This window comes from Agrobacterium sp. H141 (genome assembly GCF_057158725.1).
Genome location: NZ_JBXENI010000003.1, coordinates 253,420 through 272,517, shown reverse-complemented (window position 1 = coordinate 272,517; position 19,098 = coordinate 253,420). Strand labels below are relative to the sequence as shown.

16 protein-coding genes are annotated in these 19,098 nt (G+C 58.5%); 8 read left to right on the top strand and 8 right to left on the bottom strand.

The features are described 5' to 3' along the window. Positions 1 to 42 precede the first annotated feature (42 nt). The 3 genes from ehuB to ehuR form a co-directional block, all read right to left on the bottom strand. Positions 43 to 891, bottom strand: coding sequence for an ectoine/hydroxyectoine ABC transporter substrate-binding protein EhuB (gene ehuB, locus ACWPM9_RS23075; RefSeq protein WP_428188749.1), 849 nt, complete (start codon positions 889 to 891; stop codon positions 43 to 45). Between the two features lie 62 nt (positions 892 to 953). Next, a complete protein-coding gene (gene ehuA / locus ACWPM9_RS23070) occupies positions 954 to 1,739 on the bottom strand; it encodes an ectoine/hydroxyectoine ABC transporter ATP-binding protein EhuA (protein WP_428188750.1) in 786 nt (261 codons plus the stop codon). Between the two features lie 121 nt (positions 1,740 to 1,860). After that, a complete protein-coding gene (gene ehuR, locus ACWPM9_RS23065; RefSeq protein WP_484758141.1) occupies positions 1,861 to 3,246 on the bottom strand; it encodes a MocR-like ectoine utilization transcription factor EhuR in 1,386 nt (461 codons plus the stop codon). Between the two features lie 106 nt (positions 3,247 to 3,352). Here ehuR and ACWPM9_RS23060 point away from each other — a divergent pair, with 106 nt between their 5' ends. From ACWPM9_RS23060 to ACWPM9_RS23050, 3 genes are all read left to right on the top strand, one after another. Beyond that, a complete protein-coding gene (locus ACWPM9_RS23060; protein WP_428188752.1) occupies positions 3,353 to 3,835 on the top strand; it encodes an Lrp/AsnC family transcriptional regulator in 483 nt (160 codons plus the stop codon). 121 nt (positions 3,836 to 3,956) lie between these two features. Beyond that, on the top strand, positions 3,957 to 5,453 hold the full coding sequence (locus ACWPM9_RS23055) for an NAD-dependent succinate-semialdehyde dehydrogenase (RefSeq protein ID WP_484758140.1): 1,497 nt from the start codon (positions 3,957 to 3,959) through the stop codon (positions 5,451 to 5,453). A 32-nt stretch (positions 5,454 to 5,485) separates the two neighbouring features. Beyond that, positions 5,486 to 6,865 carry an aminotransferase gene (locus ACWPM9_RS23050; protein ID WP_484758139.1) on the top strand — a complete coding sequence of 460 codons (1,380 nt, stop codon included), beginning with the start codon at positions 5,486 to 5,488 and terminating at the stop codon, positions 6,863 to 6,865. 85 nt (positions 6,866 to 6,950) lie between these two features. Here ACWPM9_RS23050 and ACWPM9_RS23045 read toward each other — a convergent pair whose 3' ends face one another. Both ACWPM9_RS23045 and rhtA read right to left on the bottom strand, forming a co-directional pair. Continuing rightward, entirely contained in the window at positions 6,951 to 8,225 is a 1,275-nt protein-coding gene (locus ACWPM9_RS23045; protein ID WP_484758138.1) for a RhtX/FptX family siderophore transporter, read from the bottom strand. Positions 8,226 to 8,227: 2 nt separating this feature from the next. Then, on the bottom strand, positions 8,228 to 10,456 hold the full coding sequence (rhtA, locus tag ACWPM9_RS23040; protein WP_484758137.1) for a TonB-dependent siderophore receptor RhtA: 2,229 nt from the start codon (positions 10,454 to 10,456) through the stop codon (positions 8,228 to 8,230). Positions 10,457 to 10,649: 193 nt separating this feature from the next. Between rhtA and ACWPM9_RS23035 the strand changes: the two genes are divergently transcribed. The 5 genes from ACWPM9_RS23035 to ACWPM9_RS23015 all read left to right on the top strand — a co-directional run bounded on the left by ACWPM9_RS23035 (position 10,650) and on the right by ACWPM9_RS23015 (position 14,803). Beyond that, positions 10,650 to 11,570 carry a helix-turn-helix transcriptional regulator gene (locus tag ACWPM9_RS23035; RefSeq protein WP_484758136.1) on the top strand — a complete coding sequence of 307 codons (921 nt, stop codon included), beginning with the start codon at positions 10,650 to 10,652 and terminating at the stop codon, positions 11,568 to 11,570. 445 nt (positions 11,571 to 12,015) lie between these two features. Then, the gene (locus ACWPM9_RS23030; RefSeq protein ID WP_484758135.1) at positions 12,016 to 12,168 is read left to right on the top strand and encodes a hypothetical protein; all 153 of its coding nucleotides are present in this window, start codon (positions 12,016 to 12,018) and stop codon (positions 12,166 to 12,168) included. Next, positions 12,111 to 12,518: a thiamine pyrophosphate-dependent enzyme gene (locus ACWPM9_RS23025; protein ID WP_484758134.1), complete on the top strand. Its 408-nt coding sequence runs from the start codon at positions 12,111 to 12,113 to the stop codon at positions 12,516 to 12,518. Before ACWPM9_RS23030 ends, ACWPM9_RS23025 begins: the two co-directional genes overlap by 58 nt. A 7-nt stretch (positions 12,519 to 12,525) precedes the next feature. After that, positions 12,526 to 13,692: a serine hydrolase domain-containing protein gene (locus ACWPM9_RS23020; protein WP_484758133.1), complete on the top strand. Its 1,167-nt coding sequence runs from the start codon at positions 12,526 to 12,528 to the stop codon at positions 13,690 to 13,692. A gap of 88 nt (positions 13,693 to 13,780) precedes the next feature. After that, the gene (locus ACWPM9_RS23015) at positions 13,781 to 14,803 is read left to right on the top strand and encodes a DNA topoisomerase IB (protein WP_484758132.1); all 1,023 of its coding nucleotides are present in this window, start codon (positions 13,781 to 13,783) and stop codon (positions 14,801 to 14,803) included. Here the strand turns inward: ACWPM9_RS23015 and ACWPM9_RS23010 are convergent. The 3 genes from ACWPM9_RS23010 to ACWPM9_RS23000 all read right to left on the bottom strand — a co-directional run bounded on the left by ACWPM9_RS23010 (position 14,780) and on the right by ACWPM9_RS23000 (position 19,097). Further along, positions 14,780 to 16,450, bottom strand: a complete 1,671-nt coding sequence (locus ACWPM9_RS23010; RefSeq protein WP_484758131.1) for a BCCT family transporter — start codon at positions 16,448 to 16,450, stop codon at positions 14,780 to 14,782. The two genes, ACWPM9_RS23015 and ACWPM9_RS23010, sit on opposite strands and share 24 nt — an antisense overlap. Before the next feature lie 159 nt (positions 16,451 to 16,609). Beyond that, positions 16,610 to 18,127, bottom strand: a complete 1,518-nt coding sequence (locus ACWPM9_RS23005; protein WP_484758130.1) for a winged helix-turn-helix domain-containing protein — start codon at positions 18,125 to 18,127, stop codon at positions 16,610 to 16,612. A gap of 268 nt (positions 18,128 to 18,395) precedes the next feature. Beyond that, positions 18,396 to 19,097: a FadR/GntR family transcriptional regulator gene (locus ACWPM9_RS23000; RefSeq protein ID WP_428188764.1), complete on the bottom strand. Its 702-nt coding sequence runs from the start codon at positions 19,095 to 19,097 to the stop codon at positions 18,396 to 18,398. Position 19,098: the final 1 nt, after the last annotated feature.

The following is a 19,098-nucleotide window of genomic DNA, read 5'->3' as shown; positions in this document are numbered from 1 at the left end:
CTGAATTTCCAATGCGGGGGCCGGGAAAGGTCGAGACGAAGCTTACTGCGCGGAGCACAGCTTTTCGCGCGAGGTCGACATCGCCGCTGCAGCCGAGAAGCCGTAGGGCTCGATGATCTTCGCGAATTCACCGGATTCCTTCATCTTGGCGAGTTCGACGTCGAAGGCATCGCGAAGGGCTTCATCACCCTTGCGGAACGCAGCGCCGTCGCAATAGACCGGCGCGCCCATGACGGGTGCCACGACTTCCAGCGTCGGGTCTTCAGCCTTTGACAGCAGATCGTTGATCGACAGAACCGGCAGCGAATAGACGTCGATGCGGCCATCCTGCAGCATCTTGATGCCGCTCTGGCCATCCGGCACCACAATCACGCGGTCGCGCGGCACACCGGCTTCAAGGGCCAGCTTTTCTTCCGTGCCGCCGCCTGGCGCACCGATCTTGGCATCCGGATTGTCAGCGATATCCTTGTAGCTTTTCAGGCCGAGCGGATTGCCCTTTTTCAGCGCAAAGGCCTCTGCGTCGCAAAGGATCGGTTCGGAATAGGCAACTGCCGAGCAACGCTCAGGCTTCATGAACAGGCCGGCCGTGATGGCGTCATGGCGACCAGCCTGAAGGCCGGGGATCATGGCGCCGTATTCCGAAATAGAGGCGACCACATCCGGCACGCCCAATTTCTTGAAGATGGCGCGTGCAACATCAGGTGCTGCACCGGATACCTTGCCGTCGGCGCCGACTGCGGTGAACGGCGGCTCGTTGGCGATGGCGATACGGGCAAAGCCCTGATCCTTCAGTTCCTGCAGCTTGTTTTCATCGGCGGAAACCGGCGCGACCCAGAGGGCCACCAGAGCCGCAGCACTTGCGGCGAATGTGACGAGATGACGTGATTTCATGTTTCCCACTCCATTGTTTTGATTGTCAGATTGCTCGGGGCAATATCCAGGGCGACAAGGCCTCAGACGCGGTGCCCCGCCGCGATGATCTTCTTGAGGAAGGCCTGCGTGCGCTCTTCTTTCGGATGACTGAAAATGTCGTCCGGCTTGCCCTGTTCGACGATTTTCCCCTTGTCGAAAAACAGCACCCGGTCTGCAAAGTCATGGGCAAAGCCCATTTCATGGGTCACCAGCAGCATGGTCATGTCGGTTTCGGCGGCCAGCCTGCGCATCACGCTCAGCACTTCTTCCACCAGTTCCGGATCAAGCGCCGACGTGACTTCGTCGAACAGCATGATCTTTGGCGACAGAGCCAGTGCACGGGCGATGGCGACACGCTGCTTCTGACCGCCGGAAAGCTGGGCCGGCATGCTCTTCGCCTTGTCCGCCAGCCCCACCATGTCCAGCAATTCCATGGCCCGTGCTTCGGCGTCGGCCCGCGAGACACCCTTGGTCAGCATGGGGGCAAGCGTCACATTGTCGAGCACGCATTTGTGCGGAAAGAGGTTGAAGTGCTGGAAGACCATGCCGATCTTTTCGCGCATCTTGTGCAGATGGCGCTCGTCGGCTGGCACCGTCGCACCGGCTTTTTGCATGTGGTAGAGCTGGTCGCCGTCGACCTCGATTTGGCCGCCATTGATATGCTCGAGCGTCATCAGGATGCGCAGGATGGTCGTCTTGCCGGAGCCGGATGGGCCGATCAGCGCCAACTTTTCTCCAGGCATGACATCCATGGACAACCCGTCGAGCACGGTCAGCGGACCAAAACTCTTGGTAATCTTGTCTATGCGGATGATCGGCGCAGTCATTTGCGTCTTTCCCTCTAGTCCCCGAAGTGGCCTAACGATGAACAGCGCTTTAAATCATGTCAATGTGTATAATAATATCAGTACAATATTTTCGGGGATGCCCAATAAATGGCCAGTTGCGTTAAATCGCGTGCACCAGCGCTTCCGGGTTTCCGAGACATAAAGAGGCAATTATTCCAAGACCGGCACGCAATTCCGATTCCGACGTCGATCCGAGCGAGATGCGTACGGCCGGATGATCGCTGTCTGGCGTGGTTCGGAACGACAGGCCGGGGGCAATCGCCACGCCGCGCAGACGCGCCTGGGAGACGAATCCGTTTTCGGTGTGCCCTTGCGGCAGCTTGAGCCAGATGTGCAGGCTCTGTGGATGGCAGTGATAATCAAGCCCTGACAGCTTCTCGTCTGCAATGGCGTGTCGCTTTAAGAGTGCATCGCGCTGCCACTGAACAAGCGCTTTTGCCGTCCCGTCTTCCACCCAGCGCGTGGCAATCTCGGCGATTGCCGGCGTTGCCATCCAGTTGGTGACCAGATGCCGATTGGTCACTGCCGAAATATAGCGGTCAGGAGCGGTCAGATAGGCTATCCGCAATCCCGGAACAGTAATCTTTGTAAAGCTGGTGATGTAAATCGTCCGCTCTGGCGCAAAGGCCGCCATCGGCGGTGCCCGCCCTTCAACAAGTGGTCCGAGAATATCATTTTCGATAATCGCCAGGTCATGCCTGCGCGCCACCTCGGCAAGCGCTGCACGGCGCTCGGCACCCATCAAGGTTGCGGTGGGGTTGATCACCGAAGGTTGCAGAAATACAGCGCGGATGACGCCCGACCGACAGGCCTCGTCCAGCGCCTCCGGGATCATCCCTTCATCGTCAATGGGCAGGCCTTCCAGATGTATTCCGAGATAGCTGCAGAGCGGTGTCAGCGTATGGTGGCTGATCGCCTCAGCCGCCATGGTGCATCCGGGAGGCACAGCACCCATGATGGCCACGGTCATTGCCGCCGTCGCCCCATTGGTGATGCTGATATTGAGCGGCGAAACCACGATCCCGCACGATGCCAGCCAATCGGCCGCGATCTTGCGATGGCGGGGAAAGACGGTGTTCGGGCGGAAGGAAAGTGCAGCCGTCGCTGGCAGATTGTCGGCCAACCAACCAAAGGCCTCGCGCATGCGGTCAAGATGGATCTGCTCGCAGACCGGCTTCAGGATCGACAGGTCGATGAGTTCGCCAAGGCGTTCGGGCAGATAGGGTGTTGCAGGCTCCTTGGCCTGTGTCTGCACGAAACTGCCGCGCCCGATCTCGCCACTGATGAGACCCCTGCGGATCAGTTCGTCATAGGCGCGACTGACGGTCTGCACTGACAGATGAAGGTCTTCCGCCAGTCGCCTATGCGTGGGCAGGCGGGCACCATTGGGCAAATCCCCTTGCTGGATTGCGCGAGAAAACTGCTCAGCCAACGAAAGATAGGCCGGACGACGAAGTTGCGAAGGATCAGGCTGCCAATTTGTCATGATATGACAGTGCAAAACATCATATCAATTGACAATGCCTAAATGCGTCCCCATTCTGTTTTTCCAGAATTTGACACGATTTGCCGCACTGCGGGACCCCATTTGCATGAAACTCGACGCGATTGATCTTCGCATTCTGGCTGCCGTTCAGGCTGATGGCCGGATTACCAAGCTTGCCCTTGCCGAAAAGGCCGGTCTGTCGCCGACGCCTTGCTGGATGCGGCTGCGCAAGCTGGAAAAGGCGGGCGTCATTTCCGGTTATCACGCCCGTGTCGCCGTGCGCCGCATCGCGCCGGTCGCCAGCGTCTTGATGGAAGTGACACTTGCCAATCATCGGCAAGCCGACTTCGATCGCTTTGAACGCGCCGTTGCGGCCACGCCCGAGATCACCGCTTGCTGGTCGGTGGGCGGCGGCGTCGATTACATCTTGAAAATCGTTGCCTGCGATATCGACGCCTATCAGCGTCTGGTGGACAGCCTGCTTGGCCGCGAACTCGGCATCGACCGCTATTTCACCTACATTGTCACCAAGACAGTGAAGGAGGAAACCGAGCTGCCGCTGGATATGCTTTTGCCGCAAGCGCAGTAGACAATCTCTCTCTTTGGCACGGTCTTTTTGGTCCAGCTGTCTGCCGCACTCCCCCGGAACAGACAATCTCTCGCCGTATGCGTGACACACTGCGATCATCAACCGCCGAGGAGATCCGCACATGAATGCAGTGTTTGCCCGCGCCGACTTCCATGATGGCCTCAACCGCCTGACCGATCGCCCCTTGCTGCGTCAGCTTGCCTATGTCGACGGACAATGGACGGCTGGCAGCGATGCAAAGGCATTCGAAGTGACCGATCCCGCAACCGGGGCCTCGCTTGCCTGGGTCGCCTCGCTTGGCCGTGATGAGACCGACCGGGCCGTCACCGCCGCACAGAGAGCATTCAAGCCCTGGGCCCGTCTGCTTCCGCAGCAGCGCGCAACGATCCTGCGCAAATGGTACGATCTGATCGTCGCGGCAAAGGACGATCTGGCACTGATCATGACTTTGGAACAAGGCAAGCCGCTTGCTGAATCGCAAGGGGAAATCGACTACGCCGCCTCCTTCGTCGAATGGTATGCAGAGGAAGGCAAGCGGCTCAATGCCGAAAGCGTCACCAGCCATCTGCCGGGCGCCGATATGAGCGTCAGCCGCGAGCCGCTTGGTGTCATCGGCATTGTCACACCTTGGAATTTCCCGCTGGCGATGATTACCCGAAAGGCCGCAGCAGCTTTGGCTGCCGGCTGCACCGCGATCGTTCATCCGTCTGCCGAAACGCCACTCTCCGCTCTGGCGCTGGCCGAACTTGGCGAGCGGGCAGGCATTCCAGCCGGCGTCTTCAATGTTTTAACCGGCGATGCCGCCACCATTGTCGGCAGGCTTTGCGAAGACAAGCGGGTGCGGGCCATGAGCTTTACCGGCTCGACCGGCATCGGCAAGATGATTGCTGGCCAATGCGCCCCGACCATGAAACGGCTGGTGATGGAACTGGGCGGGCACGCACCGCTCATCGTCTGCGCTGACGCCGACATCAGCAAAGCCGTCGACATTGCCATCAATGCGAAATTCGCAACCTCGGGCCAGGATTGTCTGGCGGCCAACCGCATTTATGTCGAGCGCTCCGTGATGGACGATTTTTGCGCAGCCTTTGCCGCCCGCATTGCCGCTTTGAAGGTAGCACCAGGACTTGAGGCAGGATCGGAGATCGGACCGCTGATGCATGAACGTGCTGTCCGAAAGGTCGAGGAACAGGTTGAGGACGCAATTTCCCGCGGCGCTAAACTGGTCGTCGGTGGCGCGCGCGACAAGACAGGTCCGCTCTTCTATCAGCCAACGCTGTTGACCGATGTCCCCGATGACGCCCTGATTATGCGCGAAGAAACCTTCGGTCCGGTGGCCGCCGTTTGCGCCTTTGACGAAGAGGACGAGGTGGTCGCGCGGGCGAATGACAGCGAATACGGGCTGGTTGCCTATGTCGTGACAGACAATGGTGCACGCCAGCGGCGTCTCTGCCGTGCGCTCGAATACGGCATGGTGGCCGTCAACCGGGTGAAGATCACCGGCGCCCCCGTTCCCTTCGGTGGCTGGAAGCAATCCGGAATCGGCCGCGAAGGCTCCCGCCACGGCATGGAGGCCTTCACCGAACTCAAATATCTCTGCATCGATACGGCCGCCTGACCGGGCGACAAGACACCACGAAAGGAAAAGATATGCTCGACAGAAGTAACGAACTCACCGCCTGGGATCGGGACCACTTCTTCCATCCGTCCACTCATATGGGCATGCATGCGCGCGGCGAAATGCCGACCCGCGTGATCGCCGGTGGTGAAGGGGTCTATATTACCGATACCACGGGCAAGACGAGCCTCGATGCGTTTGCCGGCCTATACTGCGTGAATGTCGGATATGGTCGCCAGAAGATTGCCGACGCCATTGCAAGCCAGGCCAAGAACCTCGCTTATTACCATGCCTATGTGGGTCACGGCACGGAGGCGTCGATCACGCTCTCCAAGATGATCATCGACCGGGCACCCGAAGGCATGAGCCGTGTCTATTTCGGCTTGTCTGGATCGGATGCCAACGAGACCAACATCAAGCTGATCTGGTATTACAACAACATTCTCGGTCGCCCGGAGAAAAAGAAGATCATCTCGCGCTGGCGCGGTTACCACGGCTCGGGCGTCATGACCGGCTCGCTGACCGGGCTCGAACTGTTCCACAACGCCTTCGACCTGCCGCGCGCACCGATCCTGCACACCGAAGCACCCTATTACTTCCGCCGTGCTGACCGCTCCATGAGCGAAGAACAGTTCGCCCAGGACTGCGCAGACAAGCTGGAAGAGATGATCCTTGCGGAAGGCCCGGATACGATTGCAGCCTTCATCGGCGAGCCGATCCTCGGGACCGGCGGCATTGTGCCGCCGCCTGCGACCTACTGGCAGAAAATCCAGGCCGTGCTCGACAAGTATGACATTCTGCTTGTGGCCGACGAGGTCGTGACCGGCTTTGGTCGTCTCGGCACCATGTTCGGCTCCGATCACTACGGCATGAAGCCGGACCTGATCACCATCGCCAAGGGCCTGACGTCGGCCTACGCACCTTTGTCCGGGACGATCGTCTCTGACAAGATGTGGCAGGTGCTGGTGCAAGGGTCCGACAAGATGGGCGCTCTGGGCCATGGCTGGACCTATTCGGCCCATCCGATCTGCGCTGCCGCAGGCGTTGCCAATCTTGAACTGATTGATGAGCTCGATCTGGTCACCAACGCCGGCGAGACCGGAGCTTATTTCCGCGCGGAACTGACCAAGGCGCTGGGCGACCACAAGCATGTGGGTGAAGTGCGTGGCGACGGCATGATGGCTGCCGTCGAGTTCGTCGAGGATCGCGATGACCGCAAGTTCTTCGAACCGTCAGCCAAAATCGGCCCCCAGATCGCAGCCGCCATGGCAGCACGGGGCGTGATCGGCCGGGCCATGCCGCAGGGCGATATCCTCGGCTTTGCACCGCCACTCTGCCTGACACAGGAAGAAGCCGACATCGTCGTCAAGGCAGCTGCTGCTGCCGTTGATGAGGTGTTTGAAGGCCTCTGAAATCACTGCCCGGCGAGAGCCGCAGTCCTTTCGCAGACATAAACGAATCCGTCCCGGAACACGGGGCGGATTTTTTCTGCCGGTCTCAAATGTTGGGTAGAGCCTCGGACTTCTTGAGGCGGGTCAGTTGATAAAATGCCAGACCTATACCCAGTAACGAGATCAGCGTGGCGCTGCCAAACAGGGCGGAATAGCCGAACCTGTCGGCAAGGAAGCCTGCGACTGAAGACCCCAGCAGATACACCACCAGTTCCGCACAGGTCAAAATTGTAAAATCCGTTCCCGGCTGATCTGAAGAGGACGAGCGCATGAAGAAGGAATAGATGGCAACCAACTCCATATAGCGGATCAGCGTCTGAAAGGCGGAGGCGGTCATGGCGAACATGAAGCCCGGCAAAATATGCGCGGCACTGAGGGTGAAGCCCAGAAAGCATGTCGTTCTAAGGAGGCCAAGCAAAACCAGTGTCGTCGTGAGCCCCGCACGGCGAATGATCAGCGCAGCCATGGCCGCCCCAACCAAACCCGCCGTCGCCGCAGCAGCGCCTGACAGATAACCGATCCAGTCGACCGGCAGTCCCAGATCGACAAGGAACGGGCCCTCCATGCCGCGCACCAAGCCTTCGCTTGCCCGGTAAGTCAGCGCAAAGCCCAGTACCAGCCAAGCGCTCGGCCTCGCAAAAAAGCCGCGCAGGCTAGCCCGAGCCTTGCCTTCAACGGGCTCAAGATCCGGCGTCTCACGCATCCAGATTGTCGCGAAGAGTGGTAACAGCGACAGTCCCGCCACCAGTAAAATGGTCGGCTGCCAGCCAATCTTGTGAAATAGCACAAGCGCCAGCGTACCGCCCAGAATGACGCCAAGGGCAATCGATCCTGCCTGGATGGCATTGCCGACGGGACGGGAGGACTCATCCAGTTGCCGCACCGCATATCCGTCGGTTGCGATATCCTGCAACGACGAGAGAACCGTAATCAGGAAGCCGATCATAAAGAGCGGCCCTGCTTGTGAGGGATCGATCAACGCCATGGAGGCTATCAGGGCGCTGACCAGCAATTGTGTGGGAATGACCCAGCCGCGACGATGTCCAAAGCGGGCGATCAGCGCGGTTCGGTCCACATAAGGCGCGACAACGAATTTCAGGATCAGTGGCAGCATCAACAGGGAAAACAGCCCGATGGCCGTTCGTGAAGCGCCGCTTTCACGCATTAAAGGCGGTAATGCGACAAGCAGCAGATAGGAGGGGATACCCTGGGCAAGATAGAGGCCGCCCAGTACGGCATAGAGACGGCGTGCCCGCGTCGACAAGGCCCTGGCCGCCGGAACGTCTCCGCCGGCCTGCAAATCATATGCGGAACCAACCATGCTTAAAATACCTTGGTCAGCGATACGGCGAAGGTGCGACCGCGGCCCTTGTAGTCGAAGATCGAGTCATCGGCCAAAGCGCCATAGAGGGCCTTGGCACGCTGGCCCCATATGGTGGTGTAATCCTTATCGAAGAGGTTATGAATGCCGAAGTTCAGGGTCGCATCCATGCTTTCCACACGATAGGCACCCGTCAGATCGAAGAGTGTATAGCCGTCGATCTTGTATCCATCGCTGTCGGACAGATCGAACACATGCTGGCCCTGCAATTGCACGCTGAGGGCCTCGCCTTTCCAGCCGATATGCGCGCCGAGCTTGGAGACGCTGGAGGAACCGACCGTATATTTGCTCCAGCCATCATCGTCCTTCACTTCAGTCTTAATCCACTGGCCCAGCATGCCGACGTCAAAGCCGTTATCGAGCTTGGCCCCGACCTTGCCCTCGATCCCGTAGACCCGCCGTTTCTGATCCAGCATTTCGATGGCAAGCGTTGTGCGATTGAGCGATATGGATCGATCGGAGAGCGAGTAGAAAGCGGCGGCATCAAAGCTGTATGTACCGTCATCCAGACGATAGCCGATTTCGAAGGAATTGGTTTTGATCGCCTCCAGTGCCGAATCGCCCACATTCACGCTGTCGGTAAGGGTGTAGTGCCCCCCGGCGAGGCTGTAGTTGCCGATGCCATAGTATTTCGCGGGGTCGGGCAGTTCGAAACCCTGACTGAAATTGGCATAGACCTGCTGGTCAGCGTCGACGCTATAGGTTGCTCCGGCATTGAACAGAAGATCGCCATAATCGGTCGACCCTCCGGGGATTGCGTCTGCAGATGTCGCTGAGCCTTGCAGGATCGCAATCTGCTGGGCAACGCCTACAAAATCGCCGACCTTGGTGTTCACATACTGATAGCGCACACCGCCACTGACCTTCAGCGCATCGGTTACATCGAAGGACGCCTCGGCAAAGGCAGCAACGGTTGTCACATCGATCGCCGGATAAAGCCCGGTCACGCCGACCGTATCGAAATCCATAGCGCCGGAGGCCATCGCCGTTGCCATGTCGAAGATGTTCTGGCTCGATGAGAATGAATCCCTGTCTGCGTCAATGCCATAGGTGATGCGCAGTCTGTCGGTCGGCTCCGCCACCAAGGCGGCCTTGATGCCGTAATAGTCGGTATCTTGGGAACTGCCGTAAAAATAGGTTGAGGCTGGAAAAGGATGGAAGCGCACTTTTTCGTTGCGATAAAATGCCTGCAACAAAAGGCTCTGCCCCAGAAAATCGTCGTCGGTATAGGTGGCATTGAGCATGGCGCGGCGCGTGCGGGGATCGAAATCCGACGCGTAGCCGCTGCGCGTTTCAAACAGGCTCGGATCGGCAAGTGCAGCCAGGTTGGTCCCGAAGAATATCCCGTAATCGGAATCCTGTTCGCTATCGAAATACTGGCCGCTGAATTCAAAGCGCCGATTGACGTCGATCTGGTAACCAACCGAGCCCATGACGTCGACACGCTTGTTAAACGCCGTCGAGGTTTGAGTGATGTCGGGCACCAGCATCGTTCCGGACCCATCGTAATAATTACCGGTTCCACTGCCAGCGACAGAGATGCGACCGTCCCAGTCGCCCTTGTTGTAGGTCACTGCCGCTGCGGCATTCTTGTCGAGGTCATGACTGCCGCTGAAACCGCTTTCGAAGCCTGTCGTGACTTCAGCGTGCACGCCTTCCTCAGCGTCCTTACCCTTTTTGGTGATGATGTTGATAATCCCCCCGGTGGCATTGCCGCCATAGATCGAGGTGGCGCCGGAGAGGACTTCGACACGCTGAATGTTGAACGGATCGATAGAATCAAATTGCCGGCTGACACCACGCGTGGAATTCAGCGACACGCCATCCAGAAGAACCAACGCCGTGCGACCTCTAAGGTTCTGGCCATAGGAGGTCCGTGAACCATAGCTGGCTGCGTCGAAGCTTGGGATTTCCTGGGCCAGTATCTGCTGGAGGCTTTCTCCGGAACGGGCACGGGCCTGGATGTCTTCCGCGGCAACCACATGGATTGTCTTTGCCATTTCGGAGATCTGTTGCGGCGCTCGGCTACCTGTGACCGTGATGGCCTGGAGCACTGTGGCGTCGTCCCCATCTGCCGCTTGCAGATCAGTGTTGTCTGCCTCCTGCCCATGCGCTTGCATCGCCACCGCAAGCGTCAATATCGATACACCCAGTCCAATTCTCCAACGCATGGAACTACCCCTGAAATCACTGACCCAAGTCTTATCGAGAAGGTCGTTGTAAAACACGATTAATATAGTCATGTTTATAGAGATCCCCTCGGCAATGCGCAGACAGTCGCGAACCGGATTTGGACCAGGGCGAACGAAACGGAGTTTGTACACAGTGCAGCATGTCAGGCAGCTCACCCCTCTTGCATTCGGAATGCAGACAGCTCCGGACGATTCCAGGCCGCTCTGGAGGCTGATCCTGCGAGACATGATGGGAGACGTGGAAACCGAAATGGAAGACCGGCTTGCGGGGACACGCGGGTTGTTCTGGGCCCATGGCGGAGTTGCCATCACCACGCTCTATCTGCCGGAACAACAGGTGAAGCTGTCTGCCAACGGTCTTTCCGAGTCCGGAATTCTTATTATGCGCGCAATGGACGGACCATTGCATGTGGCCCAGCAAGACAAGCATGCCGAGGCCGCGCGCGCAGAAGTCCTGTTTGCGACGGCTGGACACCCTCTGTCGATCGCCCTTCCGCAGGGCGGACGGCTCGACTGTGCCTATTTGCCCCGTCATGCCTTGGGAAGTACGGCTCAGCAGCTATCGGCAATCGTGATGCGCCCGATCGCGCATGACTGCCTGCCGCTTCAACTCCTCATCACCTATGCCGGGTATCTGCTTCAACAACAGCGCCAAAGCGAAATTCAGGCGGAAATGATGGTGCGGCATTTCTATCAACTGCTGCCGGTGCTTGCTGCAGAACTGGCAGACGGCAGCGAACGCGGCGGCGCACCGGGGCGGCTTGCATCCATAAAGGCACGAATTACAAAGCAACTGACGAACAGTGGCTTTTGCCTTGCCGATATTGCCAAGGCTGAAGGCGTGTCACCCAGATCCATACAGAAACTGCTGCATGGCGAAGGCACGACCTTTTCGCGCTATTTGCTCGAGCGCAGGCTGGATGCCGCCAAGGAGGCACTGTTGTTGCGAGGGGCATCTGCTTCGGTCACACAAGTCGCGCTGGACTTCGGGTTCAACGATCCCGCCTATTTCAGTCGCGCCTTTCGCAAACGTTACGGCATGCGACCGATGGACCTCAGGCGGTCTGCCCGGACGTCCGGCAACACAAGATGACAGAACAACCTGTGTCCTAAAGCTTCACATGAGCGCCCCGATCTCCACGATGGCATTGGAAAGCCCGCTCCCGTTCCCACCTTCACAGTGATGGCAGCCATTACACGGGCGTTGCTATTTTCAGGGCGGAATTTACCCTGGCCCCAAACAAGGAGGACGCCATGTCTTCCGGGCCTCTCTACCGCCAAATCGATGTTGCCGATGCAGAACTTACACGGCAAAGGATGGATTACGCCGGCGTTCTGAACAATCCCGCTTTGAGTGAGACGATACAGGGTAATGTCCGGTCACTCGGCATGAAGGTTCAACGGGGTATGCGCACCCAGCAAGACCTTGCGGAGGCTCTGGCCGAACCTGCCTTACCCTGTCACGCCAAGACGTCCCCTGTCACGCCAAGACGTCAGGCCGTTCCAATTTCAGCCAGGACACAAAGAGGATATCAGTCTTGACCCTCTCCTTTCCCAATCCTGCAGACAGCTATGATGACGTTAAGCGCCGAGTGCGCTTTCTGGGATATGGCGCTCTTTCCGAGAAAGATCCATGGGCGTATGCCATGATTGCCCTGCCCTATGCCTTGCCGGCAGCGATCGGCGGCTAGATCGCGGCTGCAGAAATACCGGTCGCCGTCAGCGTTGGCGATGGTGGGTTTCAATGCACGTTGGAGGAATTGGAACGGTTGTCGAAAACAAGCTTCCCCTCGCCGTCATTCTTTGGGACAACAACAGTTTCGCGTATTCTTTGGAACAACATAGGATGATGGAGCGGAATATTCCAACCATTGGCGTCAATCAGCGCAATCCGGATTTCGGGGCGTTGGCGAAGGCTTGCGGTTGCTATACGGCAGAGCCTGAACACTATATCGAACTGGAAGCCGCCGTGACCAATGCCTTCCGTGCGGATGGAGCGACAGTCATCCACCTTCGCGAAAGCGCCGAATTTGTTGCCTGAACACAATGTGAGCCTTGATATGACCGAGACACCGCAAGCAACCCTTTCCAATTGGCGCAAAGCGCCCCACAACACATGGGGCTTCAGCCATGTCGATCGGTTGGTGAAGACGGATACGATCAAGGCGGGGACGCAGTCAGCGCCGCTCTCCCATGGGCCAGCCCTCGATCTCGATGCAATTCGGCTATCGTCCGGCCAGACTGTCAGCGAAGCGCTGGATGCGAGTTTTACCGATGGTTTCATGATCCTGCGCGAGGGTGAGATTGTTGCCGAACGCTATGGCCCGGCGCTGGATGCCGATACGCCACATATCGTCTTTTCCGTCAGCAAGTCGATCACGGCCACGGTTGCCGGTGTGCTTGTCGAGCGCGGCGAACTTGATGTCGACCTTCCGGTGATCCACTATCTGCCGGAACTGGCTGGCACCGCTTATGGCGATTGCACCGTCCGCCACGTTCTCGATATGACGGTCGCAATCGAATTCAACGAGGATTATCTCGACCCCAAGGGCGATGTCTCCCGCTACCGCGTCGCCATGGATTGGGACCCGGAGGGCAATTTTGCCTATGAAGGTGGTCTGCACGCTTTCATCGCCACCATGCGGCGCGGAGAGGGTGCACATGGCGACAAGTTCCACTATGTTTCGCCCAATTCCGACGCGCTGGGCTGGATTCTGGAACGCGCCAGCGGGCTTTCCATGGCGGACATTCTCACGCGCTATCTCTGGCAGCCGATGGGTGCCGGCACAGACGGATTGATCACCGTCGACCGGCAGGGTGGTGCACGAACAGCAGGCGGTATCTGCACAACGCTTTCGGATCTTGCCCGCATCGGCGAGTTGATGCGCCTGAAGGGCCGCGTTGGCGACCGCCAGGTGATACCGCAGACCTGGATCGACGATATTCTGGAGGGTGGCGACCACGGCCCATGGGCGCGTGGCGACATGACCGACCTCTTTGCCTCGGCCCGCTACCGCTCGAAGTGGTATATTCCGGATCAGGTCCCGGGCGAATTTTGCGCCATCGGCATCCATGGTCAGTGGATTTATGTCGATCCGGTTGCAGGTCTGACCATCGTCAAGCTTTCCTGTCAGCCGATACCTGCCGATGACGATCTGGATGCGCTCAATCTGGATATCTTCCGTTCGATCGGCAAAGACGTCAGAGCCAGATAAAGCCCACAGCCGGAAAAGCACCCGCTCGGGAACATGGCGACAGCTTTCGGCTTTACTGCTGGATGGTTGATCAGGTTTCAGTAAAGCGATGAGTGACAGTCTTGAGCCACGGATCCTGCGCAAGGCAGGTCTGGTCTATGTGAGCGATCAGGATCCCGGTCTTACACGCCACCGTCGGGGGCGTGGCTTCTGCTATAAATTGCCATCCGGCGATTTGCTCAGCGACGAGCAGATCAGGCAGCGGATCAAGGCGCTCGGCATACCGCCCGCCTATCGTGACGTCTGGATCTGCACGCTCGAAAACGGTCATTTGCAGGCAACAGGTCTCGATGATCGCGGACGCAAACAATATCGCTATCATGCCGACTGGCAGGCCCTGAGGGATGAGCGGAAATATCACGAGCTTCGATCTTTCGGCGAGGCCTTGCCGAGGATCCGGCGCAAGGCCCGGCTGGACTCAGAACGGACCGAAGATAGCCAGACCGCAACATTGGCAGCGCTTGTCTTGCTGCTCGATGCTGCGCATCTGCGGGTGGGCAATAGCTATTATCTTGAGACCAACGGCACCTATGGCGCAACCACCCTGCTCAAACGCCACCTGTCGTTCGACGAAGGGCTGGAACTCAAATTCACGGCCAAGGGAGGCCGCAGGGTTCGCCACAAGCTGCGTGTGCCACGATTGCAGCGGATACTGGAGCGCATCGCCGATTTGCCGGGTCGCAAACTCTTCGTATGGCAAGACAGTGACGGAGACATTCATCCGGTCGATTCCGGTCAGTTGAACCGCTATCTCTGCGACATCAGTGGCGTTGCCATTTCGGCCAAGACCTTCCGCACATGGGGTGGAACCGTTGCGGCCTTCGGCCAGGCGGCAGAGGCGATCGGCAGAGACGAAAAACCAACCGTCAAAAGCATGTCGCAAGCGGCTGCAGCCGAACTTTCCAATACCCCGGCAGTCTCCCGTAAAAGCTACATCCACCCAAAAGTGCTGCAGCTGGCAAGCGATCCGGAACTGGCGACATCCCTCAACGGCATAGTTTCGACCCCTCAACGCCCAAGGCAAGGTTTAAGATCGATGGAACAGCGGCTATTGCAGTTCTTGAGCGACTGAGGGCTGGCCGAGTGGTGGACGAGCCCGTCTGGTGGTTCGGGCAGCCTCGACAATCATCAGGACCACAGAGACGAGCATCAGGGCCATGATGAAGGAGAATGGCACCGCGCCGACAATCATGACGTCGCGGATGGAATCCACACCTCCAACGGCCATGACCGCGCCGGTGATAGCGGCAATGACGACAGCCCAGGTCATGGAGTGAAACGGCGTTTCGCCATGGTCGCTGCCGGCCGCCCCAATGGACTTGATGGCAATGATCGCAGCCGTCGACGAGGCGATGATCAGCACCAGAAACAGGAAGACCAGCACGGCTTTGACCACATAGGCGAAGCTGCTTGCGTTTTCGAGCATCACATCGACGGCGGCGTAGATCCGAAACGCATGTTCCGCCTCCAATATGCGCCCGGCAGCGCGGCCATCGAGTTCCATCAGCAAGACCGAACCTCCGGTGGCTGAAAACCAGACGAAGCACATGGCTGCGGGTGCCAGCATGGCACCGAGGATGAATTCGCGCACCGAGCGGCCATAGGATATGCGGGCCAGAAACAGGCCGACAAAGGGTGAAAACGCAATCCACCACGCCCAGTAAAATACCGTCCACTGGTTTTGCCACTCACTTTGGGCTTTAGACGTCAGTGAGCCGGTGGGATCATAGAGCGTGGCAATCTGCGCCGGTAAAGTTGTCACATAGCGCCAGGACGACTGGATGAAGACGTTGAACAGTTCGGCACCGCCACCGAAAATCACGAAGACGAGCAAGACGGCAAAGACAATCAGAATACCGAGCTGCGACACCCATTTGACCCCGCGATGCGGCCCGGAAATGATCGAGCCGATGGCACACGAGATCGAGACCACCAGCATCGTCAGGAGCGCTGCAAGCGGAGGATTGCCAAACTGATCTGCAAAGAAGGCATTGCCGGTCAGCACGGACAGGCCGGAGCAAATCTGTTCGAGCCCAAGCACGATGGTGGTGGTGATGCCAGCGATGATCGCCATCAGCGAGAGCACATCGACAATATGCCCTCCCATTCCTTCAAGCCGCTTGCCGAACAATGGTGCAACCGCCGACCGCATGGCCATGGGTTGACCGAAACGGTGACAGGCGAGACCGAGTGCCAATGCGGTTACCGCATAGCAGGCCCATGCCGATAAACCCCAATGCAGAAAGACGAAGCGCATGGCTGAAATGGCCGCATCGTGGGATCCGGGAAGGACGGCCCCTTCCAGCAGGGCAGGATTGGTCTTGAAGTGGGAAATCGGTTCGCTCACAGAAAAGACCAGCACGCCGATACCGATGCCCGAGCAGAACATCATCGACAACCACGCTGCCGTGCTGTGTCGGGGCGGAGCGCCGTCCGGGCCAAGCGTAATGCGGCCTGCAACTGGAAGCATGACCAGCACCAGGCAGAAAATCACGAAGATGGCGAGAAGATAGACGTACCAGCCGGCGAAAAAGGTGAGCGTCATATGCTTGAGTATTTCCAGCACGTTGCCGGAGGCAATTGGCGCGGCGACCAGCGCCAAGACGAGTGCGCCGACCAGCAAAGTCGTGACCGCCGCGACAACGGGATTGAACCCCTGATAAAATCCTGTGCCCACGACCAATATGTCCAGCCGTCTCGTGGTGTTTGTCCCTGCCATGATGAATTGCCCCCAAACCTTTAACAGGCGGGCGCTTGCACGCAGTGATCTCTGGTCGAGAGACCGGGTGGATATTGGACTAAATCTGCGCGAAACCCCGCCTTCCCTTAAGGCGCGAGAGTCGGGGGCAATTGTTGCACAATGATTTGCAACTCACGTTTAGTCGGATGAGCGCTCGAACAGCGATGGGGCAGAGGCGACAAGTTCCGCAGGGACAACGGTGTGACCGAACCGGCGCACGAAAAGTGCTACCGGGGTGCGCAGAGCGTTTACTCTGTGCTCGGGATCATCGAACAATCTGGAATGGATGTGATGGAGGAAGCGAAGAACGCCGCAGGCGCGGGACCTCGACATCGTGAGCATGGCACCCTTGGCGCGCAGGGACGGCTGCTCGGCATCCGTCATGACCAACTCATAGAGAAGCCGCGCCAGGGGATGGAAATTGTAGACTTGCGCCCGCACAGGCTCCAGCGCCGCGCGATCATCAGCCGCAATCAAGGCCTGACAGATGAAAACCTGAACATAATGCCGAAAGCGCGATTTTGGCATCGCCAAAGCCTCGGCCTGCCGTAACAAGACAAGAGCTCCGTCGGTATCGCCCGTAAATGCCCGCAATTGCCCGAAAATCGCAAGCGAGGACGCAATCGTTGTACTCTGACTGTAGGCTCGTTGCGCGAGTTCAAGGGCCAGAGACTTGTAACTGCGATCGACATAGTAGAGCAGCTTTGCGGCAATCATCAACAGTTCGGGCTTGTCCTGGCAGCCAGGCAGGGCACCTTGGACAAGCTGTTCTATCTCGGTGTCGATGGACCGGCATGCATCTGCGCCAGTCTGGAAGAGATCGCGTCCGTGGATGATCACCCTGGAATGCAGATGATGCGCATAGCTGACGGCAATTTCCGGGTCATCAGGGTGGTCAGCACGCATCTTGCTGAGATGAACATTATTCTCCAGCCAGGCCTTGGCGGTGCTCTTCTCATTGAAGGAGGCATTCTGCATCGCCACAGCCAGTGGTTCGCTTGAAATCTTATAGCCCATTTCACAGCGCCAGCGCGCCAACAGGATGAGGGGGATCAGGCGATCTGCTTCTCGTCGCAAACTCGGATAGGGAGCCCCTTCGCGGATCAATGTCATGCGCTCAACGAAGAACACGCCGCCGGAAATACGCGACCAGCATGTCACGACGCATTCGGGGCGCTCGGCGACGCGGAAAAAGGAGATTTCCAGGTTGAAGCGTGCCGGTCCGTCCGATGGCTGCTTTGTGGGATCAAAGTCGGGTTCAACCGGGACACTCCGCTCGATCTCCGCCTCCAGGGCTTTTGCCAGATAGCCAGCAAAGGCTTCTCCTGCACCGCTTGCCGCGCCGAGAAGATCCAGTCCGCGCACCGGGCCGATCACGGCCTCCGCTTCGACGATCTTCTGGACATCCATGACCACCGGTGGGGGACCGAGCCACACATAACCTCCGCCATAGCGGGTGCCTATGAAACGGGGATCTCTGGGACTGTCGCCAAGTTTGCGCCTGACGCGATTGATCAGAAAGTCCACGCTACGGTCGCTTTTGTCCGAGCCGACGTCGGACACAGCGTCCAGTATCTGGTCGCGCGTCAGCGTGCGCCCGGCATTGCGTGAGAGCACCTTTAATACCCGTGCTTCGGCGACGGTAAAATGCGCCACGTCATCGCCGAATTTCGCTGTCCTGTAGTCAGTCCCAAACACTGGCCACACCCCCGCTCGAACAGTCTCATCAGCGCTAAACCCGCTTGTTATTGCGCGTTCGCGATCAGGGCCACCAATGACTATTCAGAAACGACCGCCCCACCCTTGGTCGTTAAAACACAATGTAGCACGCAAAAATTGAATTCAAGCTATAAAATAAGACATAGCGCTTCGGGCGTTCAAGGCCAGGCGCATGCGGACGGGCAGTTATCCGGGGAAATGGACCTTATCGCGAGGCGAGAAACAGTCGGTCGCGGGAGCCTGTCAGATGTTTCAGCATCATCTCGCGTGCCAGATCCGCGTCGCCATCTGCGATAGCCCTGGCAATGGTTTCATGCTCGGCAAAGACACGCGAAAGCCCGCTCGCCTCACGCTTGACCGACGCCCCGTGGAACTTCATGCCAACGGCAATATGCTCCTTCAAAGCTTCCATCGCGGTGGAGAAGTAATTGTTCTGGGCGGCGCGCGCGATGGACAGATGGAACTGGTAGTCTGCATCTTCGCGGTGGGATTGCCTGTTGGTGGCATCGCGCAACAATTCGAGTGCCCGCCTGATGGCATCGAGATCTTCGGGTGTGTGGCGGGCTGCTGCTGCTGCTGCTGCTGCCGGCTCAAGCGTCAGGCGAAACTCGTAGCAATTGAGCAGATCAGCCACGTTTTCGAGTTGGCCGAAACCGAGCGGCTCGCGCAGACCGGTGGAGCGGATGAAACTGCCGGCACCGCGGCGCGAATAGATAAGTCCCTGCTCGCGCAACCGCCGCAATGCCTCGCGGATCACGGGCCGGGATACTTCGAACTCGATTGCCATGTCGTGCTCCGTCGGCAATCGTTCGTCCGGCTTGTAGGAACCCGACTTGATGGCGCGGTGTATCCGTTCGAACACCATGTCTGGCAGACCCTTGCGGGACGTTCCTTGCTGAAGTCCCATC